Here is a 20,814-nt window from a genome sequence, read left to right on the forward strand (position 1 = left end):
GGTAAGGAGAGTAAACCTTCCCCTTACCCCAATCTACCCGTGTGAAACGAGGAGGGGACCTACGCCAGGCGACAGGCGTCGGCCTCCCAGCGGTAGCCGACGCCGTAGACGGCGCGGATAAAGGACTGCTCGGCGTCCAGCGACTCCAGCTTACGCCGCAGGTTTTTGATATGGCTGTCGATCGTTCTGTCGGTCACCACCCGATAGTCATCATACAGATGATTGAGCAGCTGCTCGCGGGAGAAAACCTTGCCCGGCTCCTGCGACAGGGTTTTCAGCAGACGAAACTCGGCAGGAGTCAGATCCAGCAGCTTATCGCGCCATGAGGCCTGAAAACGGCCCTCATCGACAATCAGCGGGCTTTCCGCATCCAGCGCCAGCAGATCCCGGCGCGGCCGGCAGCGGCGGAGGATCGTTTTCACCCTGGCGACGACTTCGCGCGGGCTGTAGGGTTTGCAGATATAATCGTCGGCGCCGATCTCCAGCCCAAGCAGGCGATCGATTTCCTCAATTTTCGCCGTCACCATCACCACCGGAACGTCGGAAAAGCGACGGATCTCCCGACACAGCGTCAGGCCATCGGTTCCCGGCAGCATCAGATCTAACAAGATCAAATGCGGCGGGGTCTGGCGAACGTAAGGCAGGACCTTGTCGCCGTGATTAATCAGCGTTGGCGCATAACCTGCTGCGAACAGATAGTCGAGCAGCAACTGACCCAGTTTGGGTTCATCTTCCACGACAAGAATGCGTGGGGTATTTTCATCAACAGGTAATTCACTCATACGTCTCTCGGTGTATCACGTTCCAGAGGTAACTCTACTTTAATGCTAACCCCGCCAAAAGGCGAATGGTCGGCCCGTAAGGTGCCGCCGTGGGCAGCCACGATGTTGACACAAATAGCCAGCCCCAGTCCGGAGCCGCCGCTGGCGCGGTTGCGCGAACCTTCGGCACGATAAAAGCGCTCGCACAGCCGTTCCAGCTGTTGATCGCTGACGCCCGGACCGCTGTCGGCAAAATCAAGGATGATGCGACGGCCTGTCTGGCTGGCGCTGATCAGCAGACGTCCGCCGCTATCGGTATAGCGGAGGCTGTTTTCCAGCAGGTTATTAAAAAGCTGCATCAGGCGATCGCCGTCGCCAAATACCGTCGCGTTTTCCGGAAGCGAAACGGCGATGGTCAGCCCCCGGCTGGCAAAGCGTTCACGGAAAGCGCCCGCCGCGACTTCCAGCAGCGTAATGATATCCACGGAGGTTTTTTGATAGGCCAATGCGCCTTCGTCGGACATCGATAGCTGGTGTAGATCGTCGACCAGTTTGGTCAGGGTGGCGACCTCCGCCTGGAGCGAGGTCACGGAATCCGGAGTGAATTTGCGTACGCCGTCCTGAATCGCTTCCAGTTCGCCGCGCAGCACCGCCAGCGGGGTCCGCAGCTCATGAGAAATATCCGCCATCAGATCGCGACGCATTTGCTGGTTGCGTTCCAGGGTGCTGGCGAGCTGGTTAAAATCCTGCGCCAGGCGGCCGAGTTCATCGCTGCTACTGACCGCCACGCGGGTGGTGAAATCTCCCGCCGCCAGGCGGTGGGTCCCTTCGACCAGACGTTTGACCGGTGCCAGCAGGCCGCGCGCCAGCGGGAAGGTTGCCAGCGCAGCAAGGATCGTCGACAGAGCAACAATCAGCCAGCTGGTGCGCTTTTGCTGACGGTCAAAGTTAATATCGGTATTGCGCGTCAGACGCTCGACCGGTGACGCGATAACCGCGCCCACCGACACGCCGTTAACCACAATGTTGCGACGGCTGCCGTCTTCAGGCACCCGCTCGCGCGGGCCAACCAGCACCCGTCCTTTCTGATCGACAACCCAGAAAAGCGTGCGCCAGCCGTGCGGGGGCATATCCGGGCCGGGGCCGCGTGGACCGTCCGGCGGAGGACCATCCGGCGGAGGACCATCGGTGTCAGGGGGGCCGATATCCAGGCGGCCGTCAGGCGTGCCGCCGGCGTTTGTTTTGCGCCCGCCGGGGAAGCGATCGTCGTTATCGCGATCGAACGACTTTAACAGCTGGAAAATAAACCGATCGTTATTGCGCAGAAATTTCCAGTTGCCGTGCAGGGCATACTGCTCGCTCAGCGCATCGCCCAGCATCGTCAGCCGCTGTTCATTTCCGCGCTTGATATAATCGATAAATCCGCGTTCAAAACTGATGCGCACCGCCCAGTGCATGCTGATCAGCAGCACGATGCAGGTGGCCAAAATCGCCAGGAACAGCTTGCCGGTAATACCGGGACGCCATAGCTTCACGGCTCACTCCTTTTATGTCGGGCGATAGCGGTATTGCTTGCAGTATCATCCGGAACGCGGGAAAAAAGGCATGCCGGCAGCGCGATAATCACCGCCATGCTCAGATAGGTATAGAGAAAGACCTGATGGGTGGTGGCGGCATCGGCGCTGATATGCTGTTGACCAAACAGGCCGAGCAGCATCCCGGCGAGGGTCACGCCAATACTCATCGACAGCTGCATGACCATCGACAGCATGCTGTTGCCGCTGCTGGCGAGATCATCCGGCAAATCTTTCAGCGTCAGGGTGTTCATCGATGAAAAGCGGCTGGAGTTGATCATCCCCTGCACAAACAGCACCACCGGCAGCAGCCAGTACCAACCGGCCAGGGCGACGGCCATAAACAGCAGGCTAACCAGCGCGAGACCCACGGTCGCCACCATTAAGACGCGGCGGTAGCCAAAGCGGTTCACTACCTGCACCACGATACGTTTCATGCCCATGCTGCCAAGCACCATCGGAATCATCATCATCCCGGCGTGAAACGGCGTAAAGCCAAGGCCAATTTGCAGGAATACCGGCGTCATAAAGGGCAACATACCGCTGCCGATGCGCCCGGCAAAGCTGCCGCTGAGCCCGAGGGAGAAGGTGCGGTTGCGAAACAGGTTCAGGCTAAACAGGGCGTTGTCGTTGCCCCGGGCGTACCATAAATAGAGCACAATCGAGGCCACGCCAATGACCACCAGCGCGCTCAGCAGCAGCGGGGATATCCCCAGCCCTTTTTTACCGTCGAGCGCGAGGGTTAAGGTCGCCATCCCCAGCGCCAGCAGGATAAAGCCAAACATATCGAAGCGCCGGGTCTGCAGCGTGTAGTTCGGCATCAGCCACAAGGTGGCGATGGCGCCGATAATGCCCACCGGAATATTGATTAAGAAAATCCAGTGCCAGGAGGCGTATTCCACCAGCAGGCCGCCGAGGGCCGGGCCAAGCAGCGGGCCGACCTGGCCGGGGAGCGTAACAAAGGTCATGGCCGCCATATACTGGGCGCGCGGAACGATTTTCATCACCGTCAGGCGACCGACGGGTACCATCATGGCGCCGCCGACGCCCTGCAGTACGCGGGCCAGCACCAGCTGATCGAGGGTTGCGGCCTGAGCACAAAATAGCGACCCGAGCGTAAACAGAATGATGGCGCTAAAGAAGATATTGCGTACCCCCACCCGGTCCGCCAGCCAGCCGCTGGCCGGCAGCATAATCGCCACCGTCAGGACATAGGAGACGATAACCATATGCATGTGCAGGGGGCTCTCCCCAAGGCTTTTAGCCATCGAGGGGAGGGCGGTATTCACGATGGTGGTGTCCAGCGACTGCATAAAGAAGCCGAAAGCCACTATCCATAATTGCCAGCGGACGCTGGAGGGCAGTTCTGTCATGTTATTCGCTTACCGGTTGGCTGAGTTTTCGCGAAAAACGCAACCGCAGACGGTCAAAGAACAGATAGACCACCGGCGTAGTGTAGAGGGTCAACAGCTGACTCATCACCAGCCCACCGACGATGGTGATCCCCAGCGGCTGACGCAGTTCCGAGCCGTCGCCGCCCGAGAGCACCAGCGGCAGCGCGCCAAACAGCGCCGCTAAGGTGGTCATCATAATCGGGCGGAAACGCAGCAGGCAGGCCTGGAAGATTGCCTCTTCCGGCGGCAGATTGCCGTTGCGCTGCGCCTCGAGGGCAAAGTCGACCATCATGATGGCGTTTTTCTTCACTATCCCAATTAATAGCATGATGCCGATCAGCGCAATCAGGCTAAACGGCGCGCCAAAGAGCTCCAGCGCCAGCAGCGCGCCTACCCCCGCCGAGGGGAGGGTGGAGAGAATCGTTAACGGATGCACATAGCTTTCGTAGAGGATCCCCAGCACGATATAGACCGTCGCAATGGCGGCCAGAATCAAAATAACCTGCGAGTTCATGGTCTGCTGGAAGACCTGCGCGGTGCCGGCATAGGAGCCCCGGACGCTGGAAGGCACTCCAAGCTGAGTCATCGCGCGGTTGATGGCATCGCTGGCTTCCGACAGCGATTTACCGGTCGGCAGGTTAAAGGAGATCGTCGACGCTGCCGACAATCCCTGGTGGTTGACCGACAGCGGCGCGTTAGCCGGCTGCCAGCGGGCGAAATAGGCGAGGGGGATCGGCTTACCTTCGCTGTTGATCACAAACATCTTATCCAGCGCGCTGACGTCCTGGGTATAAACCGGATCGACCTCCATCACCACTTTATACTGGTTCAGCGGCTGGTAAATCGTCGAGATCTGCCGCTGGCCGAAGGCGTTATTCAGCAGATTGTTGGCATCCTGAACGCTGATCCCAAGGCGCGACATGGTATCGCGATCGTAGATGAGGTCCATTTCGGCGCCGTTATCCTGCTGGTCAGAGTTGACGTCCGCCAGTTCCGGCAGCGCGGCCAGCGCTTTACGAATCTTCGGTTCCCATTCGCGCAGCGCCGAAAGATCGTCTGACAGCAGGGTGTACTGATAGCTGGCGTTGGCCTGACGGCCGCCGACGCGAATATCCTGCACCGCCATTAAGAACAGGTTGGCGCCCGGTTCTTTCGCCAGTTTTTTACGCAGCCGGTCGATAATCTGCTGCGCCGTTTCATGTCGCTGGTCGCGAGGTTTAAGGGTGATAAACATCATCCCGCTGTTCACCCGTGAGCCGCCGGTAAAGCCGGTCACGTTATCCACCGCCGGATCTTCGCGAATGATCTGCATAAAGTCCTGCAGTTTGCCGCGCATCGCCTGGAAAGAGATACTCTGGTCAGCCTGAATGCCGCCCATCAGCACGCCGGTATCCTGCTCCGGGAAGAAGGTTTTTGGAATAGAGATATAGAGCCAGACGCTGAGCGCCATGGTCCCCAACAGCACCAGACCGGTCATGCGGCTGTGTCTGAGGACCCATTTCAGCGATTTACCGTAGCCGCCCTGCACGGCGACCAGCAGGCGGCCGAAACCGCGGTTACGCGTGGGTTGAGAAGGTTTACCGCTCTTCAGCAGCCAGCCGCACATCATCGGCGTCAGGGTAAGGGAGACCGCCAGCGAGATGACGATCGCCACCGATAAGGTGACGGCGAATTCGCGTAGCAGCCGCCCCGGCAGGCCGCCCATCAGCAGCAGCGGTAAAAAGACCGCCACCAGCGAGAGACTCATCGACAGCACGGTGAAGCCGACTTCACGGCTCCCCTGCAGCGCCGCCTGCAGCGGTTTCATCCCGGCCTCAAGATGGCGGGAGATATTTTCCAGCACCACGATAGCATCGTCGACGACGAAGCCGGTGGCGATGGTCAGGGCCATCAGCGACAGGTTGTTGAGGCTAAAGTCGCAAAGGTACATGGCCGCAAAGGTACCAATCAGCGAGACCGGCACCGCCACCGCCGGGATCAGCGTGGCTCTGCCGGAGCGCAGAAACAGGAACACCACGAGGATCACCAGCGCCACCGAGATCACCAGCGTCTGCTCGACTTCCTCCAGCGAGGCGCGGATGGTCGGCGAGCGGTCCTGGGCGATTTGCAGGTCGATAGCCGCCGGAATGGTTTTTTGCAGATCCGGCAGGCGGGCGCGAATGCTGTCGACCGTCTGGATGATATTGGCTTCCGGCAGCTTGCGGATCATCAGCAAAATTGCCGGCTTCGCGTTGGTCATCCCGGCGTTACGCACATCCTGCACCGAATCGCTGATCTGCGCGACGTCGCCAAGACGCACCGCCGCGCCGTTGTTGTAGTGTACGATCAGCGGCTGGTATTCCGCGGCGGTTTTGAGCTCATCGTTCGTTTGTACCTGCCAGCGCGAGCTGTGATCTTCCAGCGCCCCCTGCGGTCTACGGACGTTGGCGTTATCGATAGCGGTGCGCACGGCGTCCAGCGACACGCCCTGGTTAAACAGCGCCTGCGGGTTGAGGTCGACGCGCACCGCGGGCAGCGAGCTGCCGCCCACGTCGACGTCGCCAACGCCGTCAATCTGGGCGATGGTTTGCGCCAGTTGAGTCGAGGCAAAATCGTACAGCTCGCCCTGGGAGTAGGTATCCGAGGTGAGCGTGAGGATCATAATCGGCGCATCGGAAGGGTTGGCCTTGCGATAGGTCGGGCGGCTTGGCATGCCGCTCGGCAGCAGGCTTTGCGCGGCGTTGATCGCCGCCTGCACATCGCGGGCGGCGCCGTTAATATCGCGGTCGAAATTGAACTCCATAATAATGCGCGTGCTGCCCAGCGAACTGGTGGAGGTCATTTCCGACACGCCGGCGATCCGGCCGAGCGAGCGTTCAAGCGGCGTGGCCACCGACGAGGCCATGGTTTCCGGCGACGCGCCGGGCAGCGAGGCGCTGATCATGATCACCGGGAAATCCACCTGCGGCAGCGGGGCGACCGGCAGCAGACGGAAACCGAGTACCCCGCACAGGGTGATGGCGAGCGAAATCAGAATCGTCGCCACCGGGCGGTAAATGAAGAGGGCGAAAAACTTCATTTACGCCTCCTCCTCATGCCGTGGGAAGCGGCTCTTGATATACAGCGACAGGCGGTCGAAGAGCAGATAGATAACCGGGGTGGTGAACAGCGTCAGCACCTGGCTTAACATCAGACCGCCCACCATACCGATACCCAGAGGACGCCGTAGCTCGGCGCCGACGCCGGTGCTCAGCATCAGCGGCAGCGCGCCGAGCAGAGCGGCAAGCGTGGTCATCAGAATCGGGCGAAAACGCAGCAGGCAGGCCTGATAAATCGCCTCACGTGGCGGCATGCCCTGTTCGCGTTCGGCGGCCAGCGCAAAGTCGATCATCATGATGGCGTTCTTCTTGACGATACCAATCAGCAGGATAATCCCGATAATGGCGATAACATCCAGCTCGCTGCCTGCCAGCCACAGCGCCAGCAGCGCGCCGACGCCGGCGGTCGGTAAGGTCGACAGAATGGTTATCGGGTGGATAAAGCTTTCATACAGCACGCCGAGCACGATATACATCGCCACGACCGCCGCCACCACCAGCCAGACGGTGTTGCCGAGCGCCGACTGGAAGGCGAGGGTGCTGCCCTGGAACTGGGTGCGGATATCGGTCGGCAAATCCAGCGCCTGTTCGGCGGCGAGGATGGCGTCGACCGCATCGCCCAGCGAGTAGTTATCCGGGACGTTGAACGAAATGGTGGTCACCGGGAACTGATCGAGATGGTTAATCGACAGCGGCGCGAAGCGCTGCTCGACGCTGGCGATGGACTTCAGCGGCACGATGCCGCCCCCGCTGCTGGTCAGGCGAATATTGTCCAGCGCCGCCAGCCCCGGCGTCTCCCGGGTGTCATGCTCCAGCACCACGCGATACTGGTTGGCCTGAGTGTAGATGGTCGAGATCAGCCGCTGGCCGAAGGCGTTATACAGCGCATTATCGACATCGGCCATGCTGATGCCGAGACGGCTGGCGCTGTCGCGATCGACTTTGATATAGGCGGCGAGGCCCTTATCCTGCCAGTCGCTGCTGACGTCGGAGAGCTGCGGAAGCGCCTGGAGACGCGTCAGCAGCTGCGGCACCCAGTTACTGAGGGCATCCAGCGAGTTCGCCTGCAAGGTGAACTGATACTGGGTCCGGCTGACGGTGGTATCGATAGTCAGATCCTGGGTCGGCTGTAGGTAGAGCTCGACGCCGGGGATCCCGTCCACCGATTTTTGCAGGCGGCTAATCACGGCCTGCACACGGTCGTCGCGTTCATCCAGCGGTTTGAGGTTAATCTGCAGGCGGGCGCTATTCAGCGCCGGGTTGGTGCCGTCCACTCCGACGTAGGAGGTCAGGCTCTCGACGGCCGGGTCTTTGAGGATCGCCGCGGAAACCTGCTCCTGGCGCTGCGCCATATTCGCAAACGAAGCGGACTGCGGAGCCTGTAACGTCCCCTGAATAATGCCGTTGTCCTGAATCGGGAAGAAGCCTTTCGGAATGAAGACCCACAGCATGATTGACAGCACCAGCGTGCCTAAGGCCACGCTCAGGGTCAGCCACGGGTGATTCAGCACCCGGCTAAGCATCCGACCATACGCGGCGATGACCCGATCGAAGAAGCGCTCGCTGGCCCGCGAGAAGCGGTTTTGCTTACGCAGCGACTCGTGACTGAGCATGCGCGCGCACATCATTGGCGTCAGCGTCAGCGAGACGACGGCGGAAATTAATATTGCCACCGCGAGGGTAATGGCAAACTCGCGGAACAGCCGGCCGACGATATCGCCCATAAACAGCAGCGGGATCAGCACCGCAATCAGCGAGAAGGTCAACGAGATGATGGTAAAGCCGATCTCTCCGGCACCTTTCAGCGCGGCGGCGAGCGGCTTTTCGCCCTTTTCGATATAGCGCGAGATGTTTTCGATCACCACGATGGCGTCATCGACAACGAAGCCGGTGGCGATAGTGAGCGCCATCAGCGTCAGGTTGTTGATCGAGAAGTCGAGGAACACCATCACCGCGAAGGTGCCCACCAGCGACAGCGGCACGGCGACGCCGGGGATAATGGTCGCCGGTACGTTGCGCAGGAACAGGTAGATGATCATCACCACCAGCGCAATCGCCAGCATCAGCTCAAACTGGGTATCGCTCACCGACGCGCGAATGTTGGTGGTGCGGTCGGAAAGGACCTGCACCTTGACCGACTTCGGCAGGCTCTCGGTCAGCTGCGGCAGCATCTGACGCACGCTATCGGCGGTGGCGATGATGTTCGCTCCCGGCTGGCGTTGAACGTTCATGACGATCGCCTGCTGGTTGTTCGCCCATGCGCCGAGCCAGCTGTTTTCCGCCCCTTGCTCAATGGTAGCGACATCGCCGAGACGAATCGGCGCGCCGTTCTGCCAGGCGACGATCAGGCGGCGATAATCTTCCGCCGACTGCATCTGATCGTTAGCGGAGAGGGTCACGGCGCGGGAAGGGCCGTCAAGGCTGCCTTTGGCCGAGTTGACGTTGGCGCTGGTGATAGCGGTGCGGATGGTTTCGCTGGTCAGCCCCAGCGCGGCAATCGCCTGCGCATTGAGCTTCACGCGGACCGCCGGGCGTTGACCGCCCGCGAGGGTCACCAGCCCGACGCCGGAGACCTGGGAAATTTTCTGCGCCACGCGGGTCTCCACCATATCTTCCACCTGGGTCATCGGAATGGCGGAAGAGGTGACCGCGAGGGTCATGATTGGCGGATCGGCCGGGTTGACTTTACTGTACACCGGCGGGTTCGGCAGGTCGGATGGCAGCAGGTTGGTGGCGGCGTTGATCGCGGCCTGGACCTCCTGTTCGGCCACGTCCAGCGGCAGGGTCAGCTGGAACTGGAGCGTGACCACCGAGGCGCCGCCGGAACTTTGCGACGACATCTGCTTCAGGCCAGACATCTGGCCAAACTGGCGTTCCAGCGGGGCGGTAATCGCCGATGTGACGACGTCCGGACTGGCGCCGGGATAGAGGGTGACTACCTGAATGGTCGGATAATCCACTTCCGGCAAGGCGGAAACCGGCAGGAATCGATAGCCGATGATCCCCGCCAGCATAATCGCCACCATCAGCAGCGTGGTGGCGACCGGGCGCAGAATAAACAGTCGGGAAGGGCCGCCCGTACTGCTCGGGGGTAATACCTGCATCAGGAGCGCGCTCCTTTATGGCCATACTCACGGCTGGTGGCTTTCTCCGCCGCGGCCGCCGGCGCGCTGTGCGGGTCCACCACTTCCACTTTTGCCCCTTCGGTCAGACGATCGATACCGTCAGTAACCACCCGGTCACCCGCCGACAGCCCGGCGGTAATCACCACCTTCAGACTGTCCTGAATACCCGGCGTGACGGTGTGCTTGCTGACTTTATTCTCATCGTTCAATACCCAGACGAAATGGCCTTCATTGCCCATCTGCAGTGCGGCAGTAGGGATGACGATGGCGTTCTGTTCCGTGTCTACCAGCATACGGGCGTTCACGAACTGGTTCGGGAACAGGGTGTCGTCCTGGTTGTTAAAGCGCGCTTTCAGTTTGATGGTCCCGGTGGTGGCGTCAATCTGGTTATCCAGACTCAGCAGCGACCCTTCGCTGATTTTTTGTTTGTTGGTCCGGTCCCAGGCCTCAACCTGCAGCGTTTTCCCGGCTTTCTGCGCCTGGACAACGGTCGCGATATCATTTTCCGGCAGCGTGAAGACCAAATCGATTGGGTGGGTTTGGGTTAACACCACGATGCCGGTGGTATCGCTGCTTGAAATCTGATTGCCGATATCCACCTGTTTTAAGCCAACGCGGCCGTCAATCGGCGCGGTGATGCGGCTCCAGTTCAGCTGCAGCTGGGCGCTGGCCACGGCGGCTTCGTCGGCTTTGATGGTGCCTTCCGTTTCGCTGACCAGCGACTGCTGGGTATCCAGCTCCTGGCGGGAAACAAGATTGCTCTTCACCAGCTGTTGATAGCGGGCGAGATCGCGTCGGGCGTTAGCGAGCGTGGCTTTATCTTTCGCCAACTGGCCCTGGGCCTGCGCCAGCGCGACTTTAAACTGACTGGGGTCGATTTCGGCGAGCAGATCGCCCGCTTTGACCTGCTGGCCTTCCTGGAAGTGGATAGCTAACAGCTGGCCATCCACCCGGCTGCGTACGGTCACCGTGTTGGCTGCCGTCACCGTACCGAGGCCGCTGAGATAGCGAGGCACCGATTCGCTGGTGGCTGTTGCCGCCTGAACCGGTGCCAGGGCCGCGCCGAAGCGGCCATGGCGACCGCCGCCTGGCGCCTGCGGCTGTGAGCCATTTGCCGCCGCAGGCGTAGCGTTTGTCGCTTCACGACTCTGCCAGAACCAGTACCCGGCACCGGCAATGACGATGACCGCCAGCGCGATGCCCCAACGGAGTGTATGACTGCCTTTCATTAATTTGCTATCTCATCCTGAAACGTTTCGCGAAATGATACTAGTTTAGTGACCAAACGCCCCGCAAAAATGGAGGAATTATGAAAAGACTGTTGAGATATGTCTGGATAAAACGCTTTTCGATGAGCTGGTTAGGCTAAAAAAGAGGGCAAAACTGACCCGTCATTCGCCGTAGCCTGCGCGTTTGCTCCAGGTTCTGGCTGGACGAGGCGACTTTTCATGTCTGGTATAACCGCCCTGACGCCATTATTATCAAGATTATAGATCTGTACTGCAGGGACGGGTACGTCGGGTGTCCGGATTTGTCACGCGAATACCGGCATCCACCAGGAGTTGTGCAGAGACGATGAAATTTATCCATAAGACGAAATGGCTGTTGACGGGCGGCGGCATCGCCGTGCTCCTTTCCGTTTTGCTGACCAACGCTGTGATGTTAAATAACCAGCGCGCTCAGCTTGATACGTTGAGCCATGAGCTTCTCGCCCACGCCGAAGATGTGACCACGCAAATCATCTCTTCTATTGATCACGCGCAGAAGCGACATCTTGATGGCTGTAACAAACAGGCGATCGCGGCCTTGCGAGAGGTTATCTGGAAGTATGCCAGCGTGGAAGACATTGGCATCGTGGAGAACGGTAAGCTGGCCTGCACCGCCAACTGGGGCAGGCTGGATAAACCGCTGCCGCTCCCCGCCGAAAAATATGTCGTACCGAATGGCTACCGTATTTACCCGGGCGTAAAAAACTATCTCCCGTACGGGGTGGTTCTCGATATGACCCAGCAAGGCAATATTATTTCCTTTACCTCATCATTTGCCTTTAGCACATTTTCCCGCCAGCACCACGGTTTTAATTTTTCTTTAACCAGCCTGAACGGTGAACATGTTTTTCTTAATAATATAAAATCCGCGATCGGGGCAAGGTCGTCGATAAGCGTTAGCTTATGCAGCAGTAAATTCGATATTTGCACTCATCTGACGGAGCGAAAACAGGGATTTTTGTCCCTCTCTCCGCTCCTTATCGTCCTCATGGTGGGCGCGGCTTTTATTCTCGGCGCCGCGATTGTCTATTCCATTCTGAGCTATCTCAGCGAACGGCGATCGCTGGAGTTTCGCTTAAAAAAAGCGATTATTAATCAGCGCATTTACATGGAATATCAGCCGTTGGTGTGCGCTAAAAATGAACGCATAGTCGGCGTCGAGGCGCTGGTTCGCTGGCATGATCCGCGCTATGGTCACATCTCTCCGGAGCTGTTTATTTCAATGGCCGAACAGCTGAATGTTTACCACGATCTTTCGCAGCTGGTGATGGAGAAGGCCACCAGCGAGTTGAAAACCATTCTGCTCGCCGACGCCCGCTTTACCCTCGCGATTAATATCGGCAAATATGAAATTAATGACCCGCTTTATTTAGATAATCTCCTGCGGGTTTTGCAACATAAAGGTATTCGCCCTCAGCAGATTAAAATTGAGATTACCGAAAGAAGCGGCGAATACTATAAAAAAATCGCCGCCTTTTCTTTACAGGCGATGAACCGCGGATTGCGCATCGCCCTCGATGATTTCGGCACCGGCTCTTCAAACCTGCAGTGGTTAACCGAAGTGTTTTATGATGAGATAAAACTGGATAAATTTTTCGTCAACGGACTTAAGAATGAGTATAAACGAGCTATTTTGACCTCGCTTCTTGATGTCGTTTGCAGGCTGAATAAGCAAATCGTTTTTGAAGGCGTGGAGAGTAAAGCGGATTTTGAGTTCGTCAAATCCTTCGATGAAAATGCGTTAATTCAGGGATGGTATTTTTACCGGTCGATGCCAATCGAAAAACTCACCGCGCTGCTCCTTCCCGTCTCTCCCTCTCATCCGGCGGCAAACGCGCCGCGCTAGCCTTCGGCAAGAGCCCGTCATCCGACAGCGGAATGCGTCGTTTCCCCGGCAATATACAGCGTAAATTGACCTTTGTGGCCGGCTATTCAGCCGGACTGGTGACAACATCTGTTTGATAATCAAGAAAACCCGTTGCTTTACCGGCATGTCGGGAACAACAACGATCACTAGTCACCTGAGGGTTCTCTATGCATTTTAACCAGGCTATCGCCCGCCTGCCGGCCGCAACCTGTGCCGCCGGTCAAACCACCGCCCGGCTCGGCGCGCCGGATATTGCCGGCACCACGCGTCAGTTCCTCGCCTATGTCGAAACCTTGCTGCAGCTCGGCCTGAAAGTGACCGTATTGCCTGCGGCCGCGGATTATCCGGATGCCCACTTTGTTGAGGATACCGCGGTCGTCATGCCGGAACTGGCGGTCATCACTCATCCCGGCGCGCCGAGTCGCCAGGGGGAAGTGGCATCGATAGCGCCGGTGCTTGCCGGTTTTCGTCCACTGGTGCACATGAGCGAGCGGGGTCATATGGATGGCGGCGACGTGCTGCTGGTCGGTAAACAGTTCTTTGTTGGCCAGACGGCGCGTACCGATGAGCAGGGGATCCGCGAGTTTGCCGCTGCCGTTGAGCCGCATGGCTATCAGGTGACGTCCATTGACGTGAGCGCCGGGCTGCACCTGAAGTCCATCGTCAACTATGTCGGACGCAATACGTTGCTGCTGACGGAAGGGTACGCCAATCACCCGGCGTTTAGCGGGTTCAATACCATTGTGATCCCGGAAGAGGAGTCGTACGCCGGGAATACGCTCTGGATCAACGACACATTAATTACGCCTCAGGGGTACCCCTATACCCTGGGCGAGATCAGCAAGCTGGGGATGCCGGTTGTGCAACTCGATACCAGCGAATTTAAGAAAATGGATGGCGGCCTGACCTGCCTTTCACTGCGTTTTTAGCCACGTCGTTGACATCAGGGGTAACAGAATATGAAAACACGCATTACCGCTTTACTGGCCTGTATGGCGCTGAGCGCGCCGCTCGCCGCCCAGCAGTTTGACACCATCAGCTTCGGCGTTGACGGTGGCTATCCGCCCTTTGACGTGCTGGCGCCCAGCGGCGAGATCACCGGCTTTGATATCGACATTGCCAATGCGCTCTGTACGCAGCTAAAAGCGAAGTGCGTCTTCGTCAAGCAGCCGTTTGAGAGCATGATCGCCGCGCTGAATGCGCATAAATTTGATGCAATTATTGCTTCGCTGAATATTACCGACGAACGTAAGAAGGAAGTGGATTTCACCGATCGCTACTATCGCAGCGCGGCGCAGCTGGTGGCGCGCAAGGGGAGTCCGCTGCTGCCGGAGGCCGCCAGTCTTAAGGGCAAGACCGTCGGCGTACAAACCGGCTCAACCCATGAAGCCTACGCCAGAACCCACTGGGCCGGTCAGGGCGTGAAGATCGTCGGTTACGCCAATCAGGACAACGTCTATCTGGATCTGCTCTCCGGGCGTATCGATGCCTCCTTACAGGATAATATCCAGGCGGCGACCAGCTTTGTTGACACGCCGCGTGGGCAAAAATTCGCCTTCGCTGGCCCGGTTATCAGCGACGGCAGCATCTCGTCTGATGTCGGCATTGCGGTCAATAAAGACAATCCGGCATTGCGCGACGCCCTCAACGAGGCCATCAAGCAGATCCGCGCCGACGGCACCTACGCCGCGATTGAGAAAAAGTACTTTAGCTTCGATATCTACGGCAATTAAGCCGTAAAGGGGAGGGCGCGGTCGGCGAGCGGCGCCCCTTTACGCAACGGGTGGAAGACAAAATATGGTTGCAGATTATTTACCGCTACTGTTACGCGGCGCGGGGGTATCGTTGTGCGTGATGCTGGTCTCACTGCTGGTGGCGCTGCTGCTGGGGCTGGTGAATGCGCTGATTAAGCTGTTCGGACCGCGTTGGCTGCGCTGGTTTTCCACCGGCTATACCACGCTGGTGCGCGGCATTCCGGAGCTGGTGATTATGCTGCTGCTGTTTTTTGGCGGCGAGATGCTGGTCAACGCGCTGCTGTCGCTGGCAGGACTTGGGCCGGTGCGTTTTAATACCTTTATTTCCGGCGTGCTGGCGATTGGCTTCGTGTTTGGCGCCTATTACACCGAGACGTTTCGCGGCGCGTTTCTCACCGTCGATCGGGGACAAACCGAAGCGGCTGAAGCCTACGGCATGCGGCCGTGGCTGGTCTTCCGGCGGATTATGCTGCCGCAGATGCTGAGCTTTGCCATTCCGGGCATCAATAATAACTGGTTGGGTTTGATGAAGGCGTCGGCGCTGGTCTCCATTCTCGGTTTAGAAGATATGGTGTGGCTGGCGGAACAGGCCGGGCGCGCCACGCAGAAACCCTTTTTGTTCTACTTCCTGGTCTCGCTGATTTATATGGTCATCACCGCCTTGTCCAGCTGGCTGTTTAGCCTTCTGGCGAAGCGCTACGCGCTGCGTTCGTCAACGGCGGGGGCGACGCAATGAATCTGCAGACCTTTATCGAGGCGGTACCGGGCTATCTGTGGAGTGACGGCAACGGTTCCACGAGCGGGCTGGCGATGACGGCGGAGCTGTTTTTGCTCGCCCTGGCGCCCGGCATGGTGCTGGCGGTGCTGCTGGCGATTGGCCAGGCCTACGGTCCGCGCCTGCTGGCCTGGCCCGTGCGCGGCTTCACCTGGTTTTTCCGCAGCACGCCGCTTTATCTGCAGCTGATGCTGATCTATTACGGGCTGTCTCAGTTCGACATCGTCCAGCTGGGCTGGCAAAACGATCGGCCGTTCTGGCTGCTGTTCCGCGACGCAACCTTCTGCGCCACCCTGGCGCTGGTGCTGAACACCGCGGCGTATGTCGCGGAATTGCTGGCGGGGATGATGGCGACGTTTCCGCGTCAGGAGTGGGTGGCCGGGGAAGCCTATGGCATGACTAAGTGGCAGATTATTCGCCGGCTGGTCCTGCCCGCTACGCTGCGGCGCGGGATCCCGGCGCTGAACAATGAGATGGTGTTTTTACTGCACGCCACTTCGCTCGCCAGTACCGTGACATTGCTGGATATCACCGGCGTGGCGCGCGCCTTTTATGCCATTACCTACTCGCCGTTTATCCCGTTCCTGATGGCCGCCGCGCTCTATTTAGTGTGCACTTTTTTGCTGATTTACCTCTTTTCGCGGGCGGAACGACGCTGGCTGGCGTTTATCAAGCGCCCCTGATCAGGAGCGTTTGATGGACTGCAGTTCCGTCAGGGTGACGATTTTATCGACGCGAAATTTTTTGCTGGTCAGCCAGCTGTCGGCCAGCTGGCAGTAGTGCGCCATGCTGCGACAGCCGATACGCACCAGAAAGTCAAAGCTGCCGCTGACCAGCCAGCAGTCGAGCACCTCCGGCGTCTGGCGCATCTCTTGTTCAAATACCGGCTGTGAGCGGCCGTGGTCGGCCAGCGCAATTTGCGCCTGCACCACGAAGGCATGCTCCGGTTCGGGGAGTTCAATCACCGCGCTGTAGCCACGGATAATGCCGTCACGCTCAAGGCCACGTACGCGTTCCAGGCAGGGACGGGCGGTGAGGTTTACCTGCTCCGAGAGCTTTTGATAAGAAATGCGGCCATCCCGGCGCAGGATTTCAAGGATCTTGTGATCGATACGGTCAAGCCGGGCTTTCTTTTCCACAGATAGGATGTCCAATGAAAATTAAACACTATACCTTACCCGAACATGCGTTGAGTGGGCAGCGGCAATTAACCCATTTTCACTTTGGCGAACCCGGCCGTGGAGAAAAAATCTATCTCCAGGCGGGACTGCACGCCGATGAAATCCCGGGCATGCTGGTTCTGCATTATCTTAAAAGATTACTCAACCAGGCGGAACGGCGCGCCGAGCTGCGCGGTGAAATTATCCTCGTCCCGGTCGCTAACCCGCCGGGCCTGGCTCAGGTGGTGCTCAACGGCGGTATCGGGCGATTTGACCTGGCGAGCGGTCGCAACTTTAACCGAGATTTTCCCGATCTGGCCCCCCTTGCGCAGCGGTATCTCTGCGCCGATGAACCGCTGACCCGTGAAGCATACCTGCAGCAGGTGCGCGAGGCGATGCGTGAGGCGCTGGCCGCCGAACCGCTGCGCAGCGAAGTTCAGGCGCTACGCCACCATCTGCTGAGTCTGGCCTGTGATGCCGACGTGGTGCTGGATCTGCACTGCGACGATCGGGCCATTTTGCACCTGTATGCCGATCCGGCCTGGCAGGCGGAGGCCGGCGTGGTGGCCGCCTTTTTAGGTATTGAAACGGTACTGCTGTCGCAAGAGAGCGGCGGTTACTCGTTTGATGAAGCCTGCGGGTTGCCCTGGCATCGCCTGGCCGCCCGCTTTCCGCAATGGCAGCACGGCCAGCCTGGCTGTATGGCGGTGACCGTGGAGCTGCGCGGTCAGCAGGATGTGAATCACGCGCTGGCCCGTGAGGATGCCGAACGTCTGTACCGTTACTTGCAATACCGCGGCGTGCTGGCGGGCGCATGCCCGCCGGTCCCACAGCAGGAGACGCTGATGCTGCCCTTTTCAGGGGGAGAGATTGTCACCGCGCCGGCGAGCGGGATCCTCGTACCGTTGAAACAGCCCGGCGAGTGGGTCAGCGCCGATGAGGTGGTGGCCGAGATTATCGACCCTCTCACCGATATGATTCAATCGGTCCGTCCGCAGGTCGGCGGGTTGATTTACGCCAGCCGGCGGGCGCCATTTGTCACCTTTGGCGCCGAGGTGATGAAAATAGTCGGCAGGCAGCCTTATGCCGGCGGCGGGGGGCTGGCGATGTAAAACGGGCGGCCGGGAGACCTCAGCCATCGGGCGTCAGAATCCGCGGCGGCGGCCGCGGAGTGGATGAGGATTGATATGCATCAACAGTTTTATCAACTGCAGAGATAAATAACTAAAAAAGAGTTGTAACCCTTGCGTCTTTTATTCAATTTATGTGGTGAATGTTTAATGCATACGGATAAAAAAAACATATGTGCATTAAAATCAATACATTAAATAAATCAGGGGTTCATTGTTGTGGCAAGTGCAAACAAACTCACGCTGTTTATCGTTATTTTCATGCTGTTGGGGATCCTCTCCGGCGCGGTGATTCATGCGTATGCCTCTCCGGGCACAATTACCTCATGGGCAGAAAATATTACGCTCTTTACCGACATGTTTTTGCGGCTGATTAAGATGGTCATTGCGCCATTAGTCTTCAGTACGCTGACGGTGGGGATTATGCGTCTGGGAGAAACCGCGACTATCGGGCGAGTGGGCGGTAAGGCGATGGTGTGGTTCATCACCTCGTCGATCCTCTCTATTCTGGTCGGGCTGGTGATTGTGACTATTGAACATCCCGGCGCAGGCTTAAACCTGGCGATTCCTAAAGAGTCGGTGGATACCGGCCTTGCGGTCAGCGGAATGAGCTTAAAAGGGTTCCTGTCTCACACCATCCCGACCAGTATTACCGAGGCAATGGCGAACAACGAAATTCTGCAAATCGTGGTGTTCTCGATGTTCTTCGGTATCGCCGGGGCCTCGCTGGGGGAGAAATTCAACGCGCCGCTGGTCGCCGCGCTCAACGTCGTCTCTCATATCATGCTGAAGGTCACCGGATATGTGATGTACGTGGCTCCGCTGGCTATTTTTGCCGCCATCTCATCGGTTATCGCCTCGCAGGGGATGGGCATTTTGCTTAACTACGCCTCCTTTATCGGCGGCTACTACATCGCGGTGCTGCTGACCAGCGCGGTGCTGCTGGCGGTAGGTTATATGGTGCTGAAAAAAGAGGTCTTCCGCCTGCTCAACATGCTCAAAGATCCGGTGCTGGTGGCGTTCACCACCAGCAGCTCTGAGGCGGCGTATCCGAAGACCCTGGAGCGGCTGGTCAGTTTTGGCTGCTCGCGCAACATCGTCTCCTTCGTGCTGCCCATTGGCTACTCCTTTAACCTGGTGGGGTCGATGGTCTACTGCTCGTTCGCTTCGATGTTTATTGCCCAGGCTTATAACATCCAGCTGAGTTTTAGCGAAATTACCGTCATGATGCTGACCTTGATGCTGGCATCAAAAGGGATTGCCGGGGTCCCGCGTTCTGCGCTGGTGGTACTGGCCGCCACGATCCCGAGCTTCAATATCCCCGTCGCCGGGATTTTGCTGTTGATGGGCATCGACCATTTCCTTGATATGGGCCGTTCGGCGATCAATGTGCTGGGCAACGGGATTGCCACGGCGATGCTGTCGAAAAACGAAGGGCTGTTGCAGGAAGAGGAGCCGGAAGCGCAACCTCAGCAGGTGCAGGCCTGATTGCTCAACGCCCTCTTCGCGGAGGGCGTTCTCTCGTATAGCGCGGGAAAATGTTGCGGAAAAAGAGGCCCCCAACAGGCACGCAAGGGGCAATGTGACGAAACGAATCCACCCCGATTAACCTATTATTTTCATGGTACAAAAATACGCGGCAGTATCTTTATACCCGGGTGGTGAATAATTTTATCGGTTAGCTACGGTGGATGAGAAGTTATTTCCCGCGGGTAAGCTTGTTTTCAGAACGGATAACCTTAGCAACCCGTTGAATTCCTAATTTTCCCTGTTTCAATTGTGCGTGCAGATGCGCTGATTGATTTTATCCGCGTTCTTTTAACACGCTAATGAACTGAAAGAAGTCATAATGATTATTCAGTCCGTATTTTTCCATGATCTGATTTTTATGATAAATCACGGTCTTCGGGCTGAGCTGATGAAGGGCGGAAATTTTACCAATATCAAAGCCATTCATCAGACCATGGGCAACGACGACCTGCGAAGGCGACAGGCTTTTGTGCGGGCAGTTGGCGCATATTGATGTTGAGTCGAGCGCCCGTTTTGACTCCGGCTCTTCACTCCTGGCGAGCGCCCGGCCAATAATCTCACGCAGGCTGTCAATATTGACCGTTCTCACGGGAACGAAGGTGACATCTTTCAGGCAGTTGACGATCCGCGTCTTTTCCGGCAGCTCATCATAGCGGTGCAAAATGATCACTGAACTGTTTTTCTTACGGTTTTTAATGCTGGTATTACAGAGGTGAATCTCACCCGGGAGAATCTCAGCGATGATGATGTCCTGCGCGGACAACTCGCTGGAGTGACCGCTGAACTCAATCGTCAGGGCGTCGCTGGCCCGGGTGAGATCGTGGATAATTGCCATTAGCGACGCCCTGAGGAAGGTGTTGCGGCTGATAATCGCGATATTTATTTTTCTCATGACGTGACTATCCTGCGGCACTGGCATATAGCCATGCTGCGAGCAACCTTTCGGGCGTTTACGGCAATTGCCGTGTCTCAGGAATATCGTATTTATGAACGGAAGAATAACCTTTCATAACCACGACGGCAGTGGCAGGAGGCTGCCACGATTATTTTCTGCGCATTTTTCTGTTCGCGAAAGGAATACGCTCTTTTCTCCTGTCTTTTATATAAGAAATAAGGCTGTAAACGGAGACAGCGAGGAAAAACAGGCATAGCAATAAGGCCAGCCACGTTTGTAAGGCCATAATGAATAATCCTTAACTGAGTTTTATGCTGTGATAAATACGCCTCGGCGTGAATGCGAATATTATTATTCTGTTATTCCGCGTGAAGCTGCTAGCGTCGCGGCGTCTGCCGCAGAGAATATTCGCGTAACGTCGCCGCCTTGAACGAAACCCTGGCAGGGTTAAACCCCGCCTGTCCGCAGGTTGGCTAGTGCGAAAGGGGGGCGCGTTCCCCTTCC

General features: G+C 57.9%; 16 protein-coding genes. 7 read left to right on the plus strand and 9 right to left on the minus strand.

From position 1 onward, the window contains the following. Positions 1 to 59: 59 nt before the first annotated feature. The 6 genes from baeR to Q1L34_RS08025 are packed head-to-tail and all read right to left on the minus strand — an operon-like array spanning position 60 to position 11,160. Entirely contained in the window at positions 60 to 782 is a 723-nt protein-coding gene (gene baeR, locus Q1L34_RS08000) for an envelope stress response regulator BaeR (protein ID WP_004864635.1), read from the minus strand. Next, on the minus strand, positions 779 to 2,296 hold the full coding sequence (gene baeS / locus Q1L34_RS08005; RefSeq protein WP_015583881.1) for an envelope stress sensor histidine kinase BaeS: 1,518 nt from the start codon (positions 2,294 to 2,296) through the stop codon (positions 779 to 781). The genes baeR and baeS overlap by 4 nt, the downstream gene beginning before the upstream one ends. Continuing rightward, positions 2,293 to 3,708, minus strand: a complete 1,416-nt coding sequence (locus Q1L34_RS08010; protein ID WP_032717919.1) for an MFS transporter — start codon at positions 3,706 to 3,708, stop codon at positions 2,293 to 2,295. Before Q1L34_RS08010 ends, baeS begins: the two co-directional genes overlap by 4 nt. Before the next feature lies 1 nt (position 3,709). Further along, entirely contained in the window at positions 3,710 to 6,787 is a 3,078-nt protein-coding gene (gene mdtC / locus Q1L34_RS08015) for a multidrug efflux RND transporter permease subunit MdtC (protein WP_048023774.1), read from the minus strand. Next, positions 6,788 to 9,910: an MdtB/MuxB family multidrug efflux RND transporter permease subunit gene (locus Q1L34_RS08020; protein ID WP_015583884.1), complete on the minus strand. Its 3,123-nt coding sequence runs from the start codon at positions 9,908 to 9,910 to the stop codon at positions 6,788 to 6,790. Further along, the gene (locus tag Q1L34_RS08025) at positions 9,910 to 11,160 is read right to left on the minus strand and encodes an MdtA/MuxA family multidrug efflux RND transporter periplasmic adaptor subunit (protein WP_015583885.1); all 1,251 of its coding nucleotides are present in this window, start codon (positions 11,158 to 11,160) and stop codon (positions 9,910 to 9,912) included. The genes Q1L34_RS08020 and Q1L34_RS08025 overlap by 1 nt, the downstream gene beginning before the upstream one ends. A 346-nt stretch (positions 11,161 to 11,506) precedes the next feature. Between Q1L34_RS08025 and Q1L34_RS08030 the strand changes: the two genes are divergently transcribed. The 5 genes from Q1L34_RS08030 (at position 11,507) to Q1L34_RS08050 (ending at position 16,278) form a co-directional block, all read left to right on the plus strand. Beyond that, entirely contained in the window at positions 11,507 to 13,045 is a 1,539-nt protein-coding gene (locus tag Q1L34_RS08030; protein WP_071359665.1) for an EAL domain-containing protein, read from the plus strand. Positions 13,046 to 13,233: 188 nt separating this feature from the next. After that, positions 13,234 to 13,995, plus strand: coding sequence for a dimethylarginine dimethylaminohydrolase family protein (locus tag Q1L34_RS08035; RefSeq protein WP_015583887.1), 762 nt, complete (start codon positions 13,234 to 13,236; stop codon positions 13,993 to 13,995). A 30-nt stretch (positions 13,996 to 14,025) separates the two neighbouring features. Continuing rightward, positions 14,026 to 14,799 (plus strand): ABC transporter substrate-binding protein, encoded by a 774-nt coding sequence (locus Q1L34_RS08040; RefSeq protein ID WP_015583888.1) that lies wholly within the window; start codon positions 14,026 to 14,028, stop codon positions 14,797 to 14,799. A gap of 64 nt (positions 14,800 to 14,863) precedes the next feature. Beyond that, positions 14,864 to 15,556, plus strand: coding sequence for an ABC transporter permease (locus Q1L34_RS08045; RefSeq protein ID WP_015583889.1), 693 nt, complete (start codon positions 14,864 to 14,866; stop codon positions 15,554 to 15,556). Beyond that, positions 15,553 to 16,278, plus strand: a complete 726-nt coding sequence (locus Q1L34_RS08050) for an ABC transporter permease (protein WP_015583890.1) — start codon at positions 15,553 to 15,555, stop codon at positions 16,276 to 16,278. Before Q1L34_RS08045 ends, Q1L34_RS08050 begins: the two co-directional genes overlap by 4 nt. On the opposite strand, the gene Q1L34_RS08055 is transcribed toward Q1L34_RS08050, so the two are convergent. Next, positions 16,279 to 16,734, minus strand: a complete 456-nt coding sequence (locus Q1L34_RS08055) for an Lrp/AsnC family transcriptional regulator (RefSeq protein ID WP_004864612.1) — start codon at positions 16,732 to 16,734, stop codon at positions 16,279 to 16,281. Between the two features lie 14 nt (positions 16,735 to 16,748). Here Q1L34_RS08055 and Q1L34_RS08060 point away from each other — a divergent pair, with 14 nt between their 5' ends. Both Q1L34_RS08060 and Q1L34_RS08065 read left to right on the plus strand, forming a co-directional pair. Further along, positions 16,749 to 17,867 carry a succinylglutamate desuccinylase/aspartoacylase family protein gene (locus Q1L34_RS08060; protein ID WP_071359664.1) on the plus strand — a complete coding sequence of 373 codons (1,119 nt, stop codon included), beginning with the start codon at positions 16,749 to 16,751 and terminating at the stop codon, positions 17,865 to 17,867. A 279-nt stretch (positions 17,868 to 18,146) separates the two neighbouring features. After that, on the plus strand, positions 18,147 to 19,373 hold the full coding sequence (locus Q1L34_RS08065; protein WP_155075235.1) for a dicarboxylate/amino acid:cation symporter: 1,227 nt from the start codon (positions 18,147 to 18,149) through the stop codon (positions 19,371 to 19,373). Positions 19,374 to 19,689: 316 nt separating this feature from the next. On the opposite strand, the gene Q1L34_RS08070 is transcribed toward Q1L34_RS08065, so the two are convergent. Both Q1L34_RS08070 and Q1L34_RS08075 read right to left on the minus strand, forming a co-directional pair. Then, positions 19,690 to 20,307 carry a helix-turn-helix transcriptional regulator gene (locus Q1L34_RS08070; RefSeq protein ID WP_015583893.1) on the minus strand — a complete coding sequence of 206 codons (618 nt, stop codon included), beginning with the start codon at positions 20,305 to 20,307 and terminating at the stop codon, positions 19,690 to 19,692. 151 nt (positions 20,308 to 20,458) lie between these two features. Then, entirely contained in the window at positions 20,459 to 20,596 is a 138-nt protein-coding gene (locus Q1L34_RS08075) for a small membrane protein (protein ID WP_054829388.1), read from the minus strand. Positions 20,597 to 20,814 lie beyond the last annotated feature (218 nt).

The organism is Klebsiella ornithinolytica (assembly GCF_030505655.1).
Classification (GTDB): domain Bacteria; phylum Pseudomonadota; class Gammaproteobacteria; order Enterobacterales; family Enterobacteriaceae; genus Klebsiella; species Klebsiella ornithinolytica.

What these genes read in the sequence shown, in the direction of transcription:
- baeR (WP_004864635.1), bottom strand. Translation starts at nt 782, where the DNA reads ATGAGTGAATTACCTGTTGATGAAAATACCCCACGCATTCTTGTCGTG.
- Q1L34_RS08010 (WP_032717919.1), bottom strand. Translation starts at nt 3,708, where the DNA reads ATGACAGAACTGCCCTCCAGCGTCCGCTGGCAATTATGGATAGTGGCT.
- mdtC (WP_048023774.1), bottom strand. Translation starts at nt 6,787, where the DNA reads ATGAAGTTTTTCGCCCTCTTCATTTACCGCCCGGTGGCGACGATTCTG.
- Q1L34_RS08020 (WP_015583884.1), bottom strand. Translation starts at nt 9,910, where the DNA reads ATGCAGGTATTACCCCCGAGCAGTACGGGCGGCCCTTCCCGACTGTTT.
- Q1L34_RS08025 (WP_015583885.1), bottom strand. Translation starts at nt 11,160, where the DNA reads ATGAAAGGCAGTCATACACTCCGTTGGGGCATCGCGCTGGCGGTCATC.
- Q1L34_RS08030 (WP_071359665.1), top strand. Translation starts at nt 11,507, where the DNA reads ATGAAATTTATCCATAAGACGAAATGGCTGTTGACGGGCGGCGGCATC.
- Q1L34_RS08035 (WP_015583887.1), top strand. Translation starts at nt 13,234, where the DNA reads ATGCATTTTAACCAGGCTATCGCCCGCCTGCCGGCCGCAACCTGTGCC.
- Q1L34_RS08040 (WP_015583888.1), top strand. Translation starts at nt 14,026, where the DNA reads ATGAAAACACGCATTACCGCTTTACTGGCCTGTATGGCGCTGAGCGCG.
- Q1L34_RS08045 (WP_015583889.1), top strand. Translation starts at nt 14,864, where the DNA reads ATGGTTGCAGATTATTTACCGCTACTGTTACGCGGCGCGGGGGTATCG.
- Q1L34_RS08050 (WP_015583890.1), top strand. Translation starts at nt 15,553, where the DNA reads ATGAATCTGCAGACCTTTATCGAGGCGGTACCGGGCTATCTGTGGAGT.
- Q1L34_RS08060 (WP_071359664.1), top strand. Translation starts at nt 16,749, where the DNA reads ATGAAAATTAAACACTATACCTTACCCGAACATGCGTTGAGTGGGCAG.
- Q1L34_RS08065 (WP_155075235.1), top strand. Translation starts at nt 18,147, where the DNA reads ATGCTGTTGGGGATCCTCTCCGGCGCGGTGATTCATGCGTATGCCTCT.
- Q1L34_RS08070 (WP_015583893.1), bottom strand. Translation starts at nt 20,307, where the DNA reads ATGAGAAAAATAAATATCGCGATTATCAGCCGCAACACCTTCCTCAGG.
- Q1L34_RS08075 (WP_054829388.1), bottom strand. Translation starts at nt 20,596, where the DNA reads ATGGCCTTACAAACGTGGCTGGCCTTATTGCTATGCCTGTTTTTCCTC.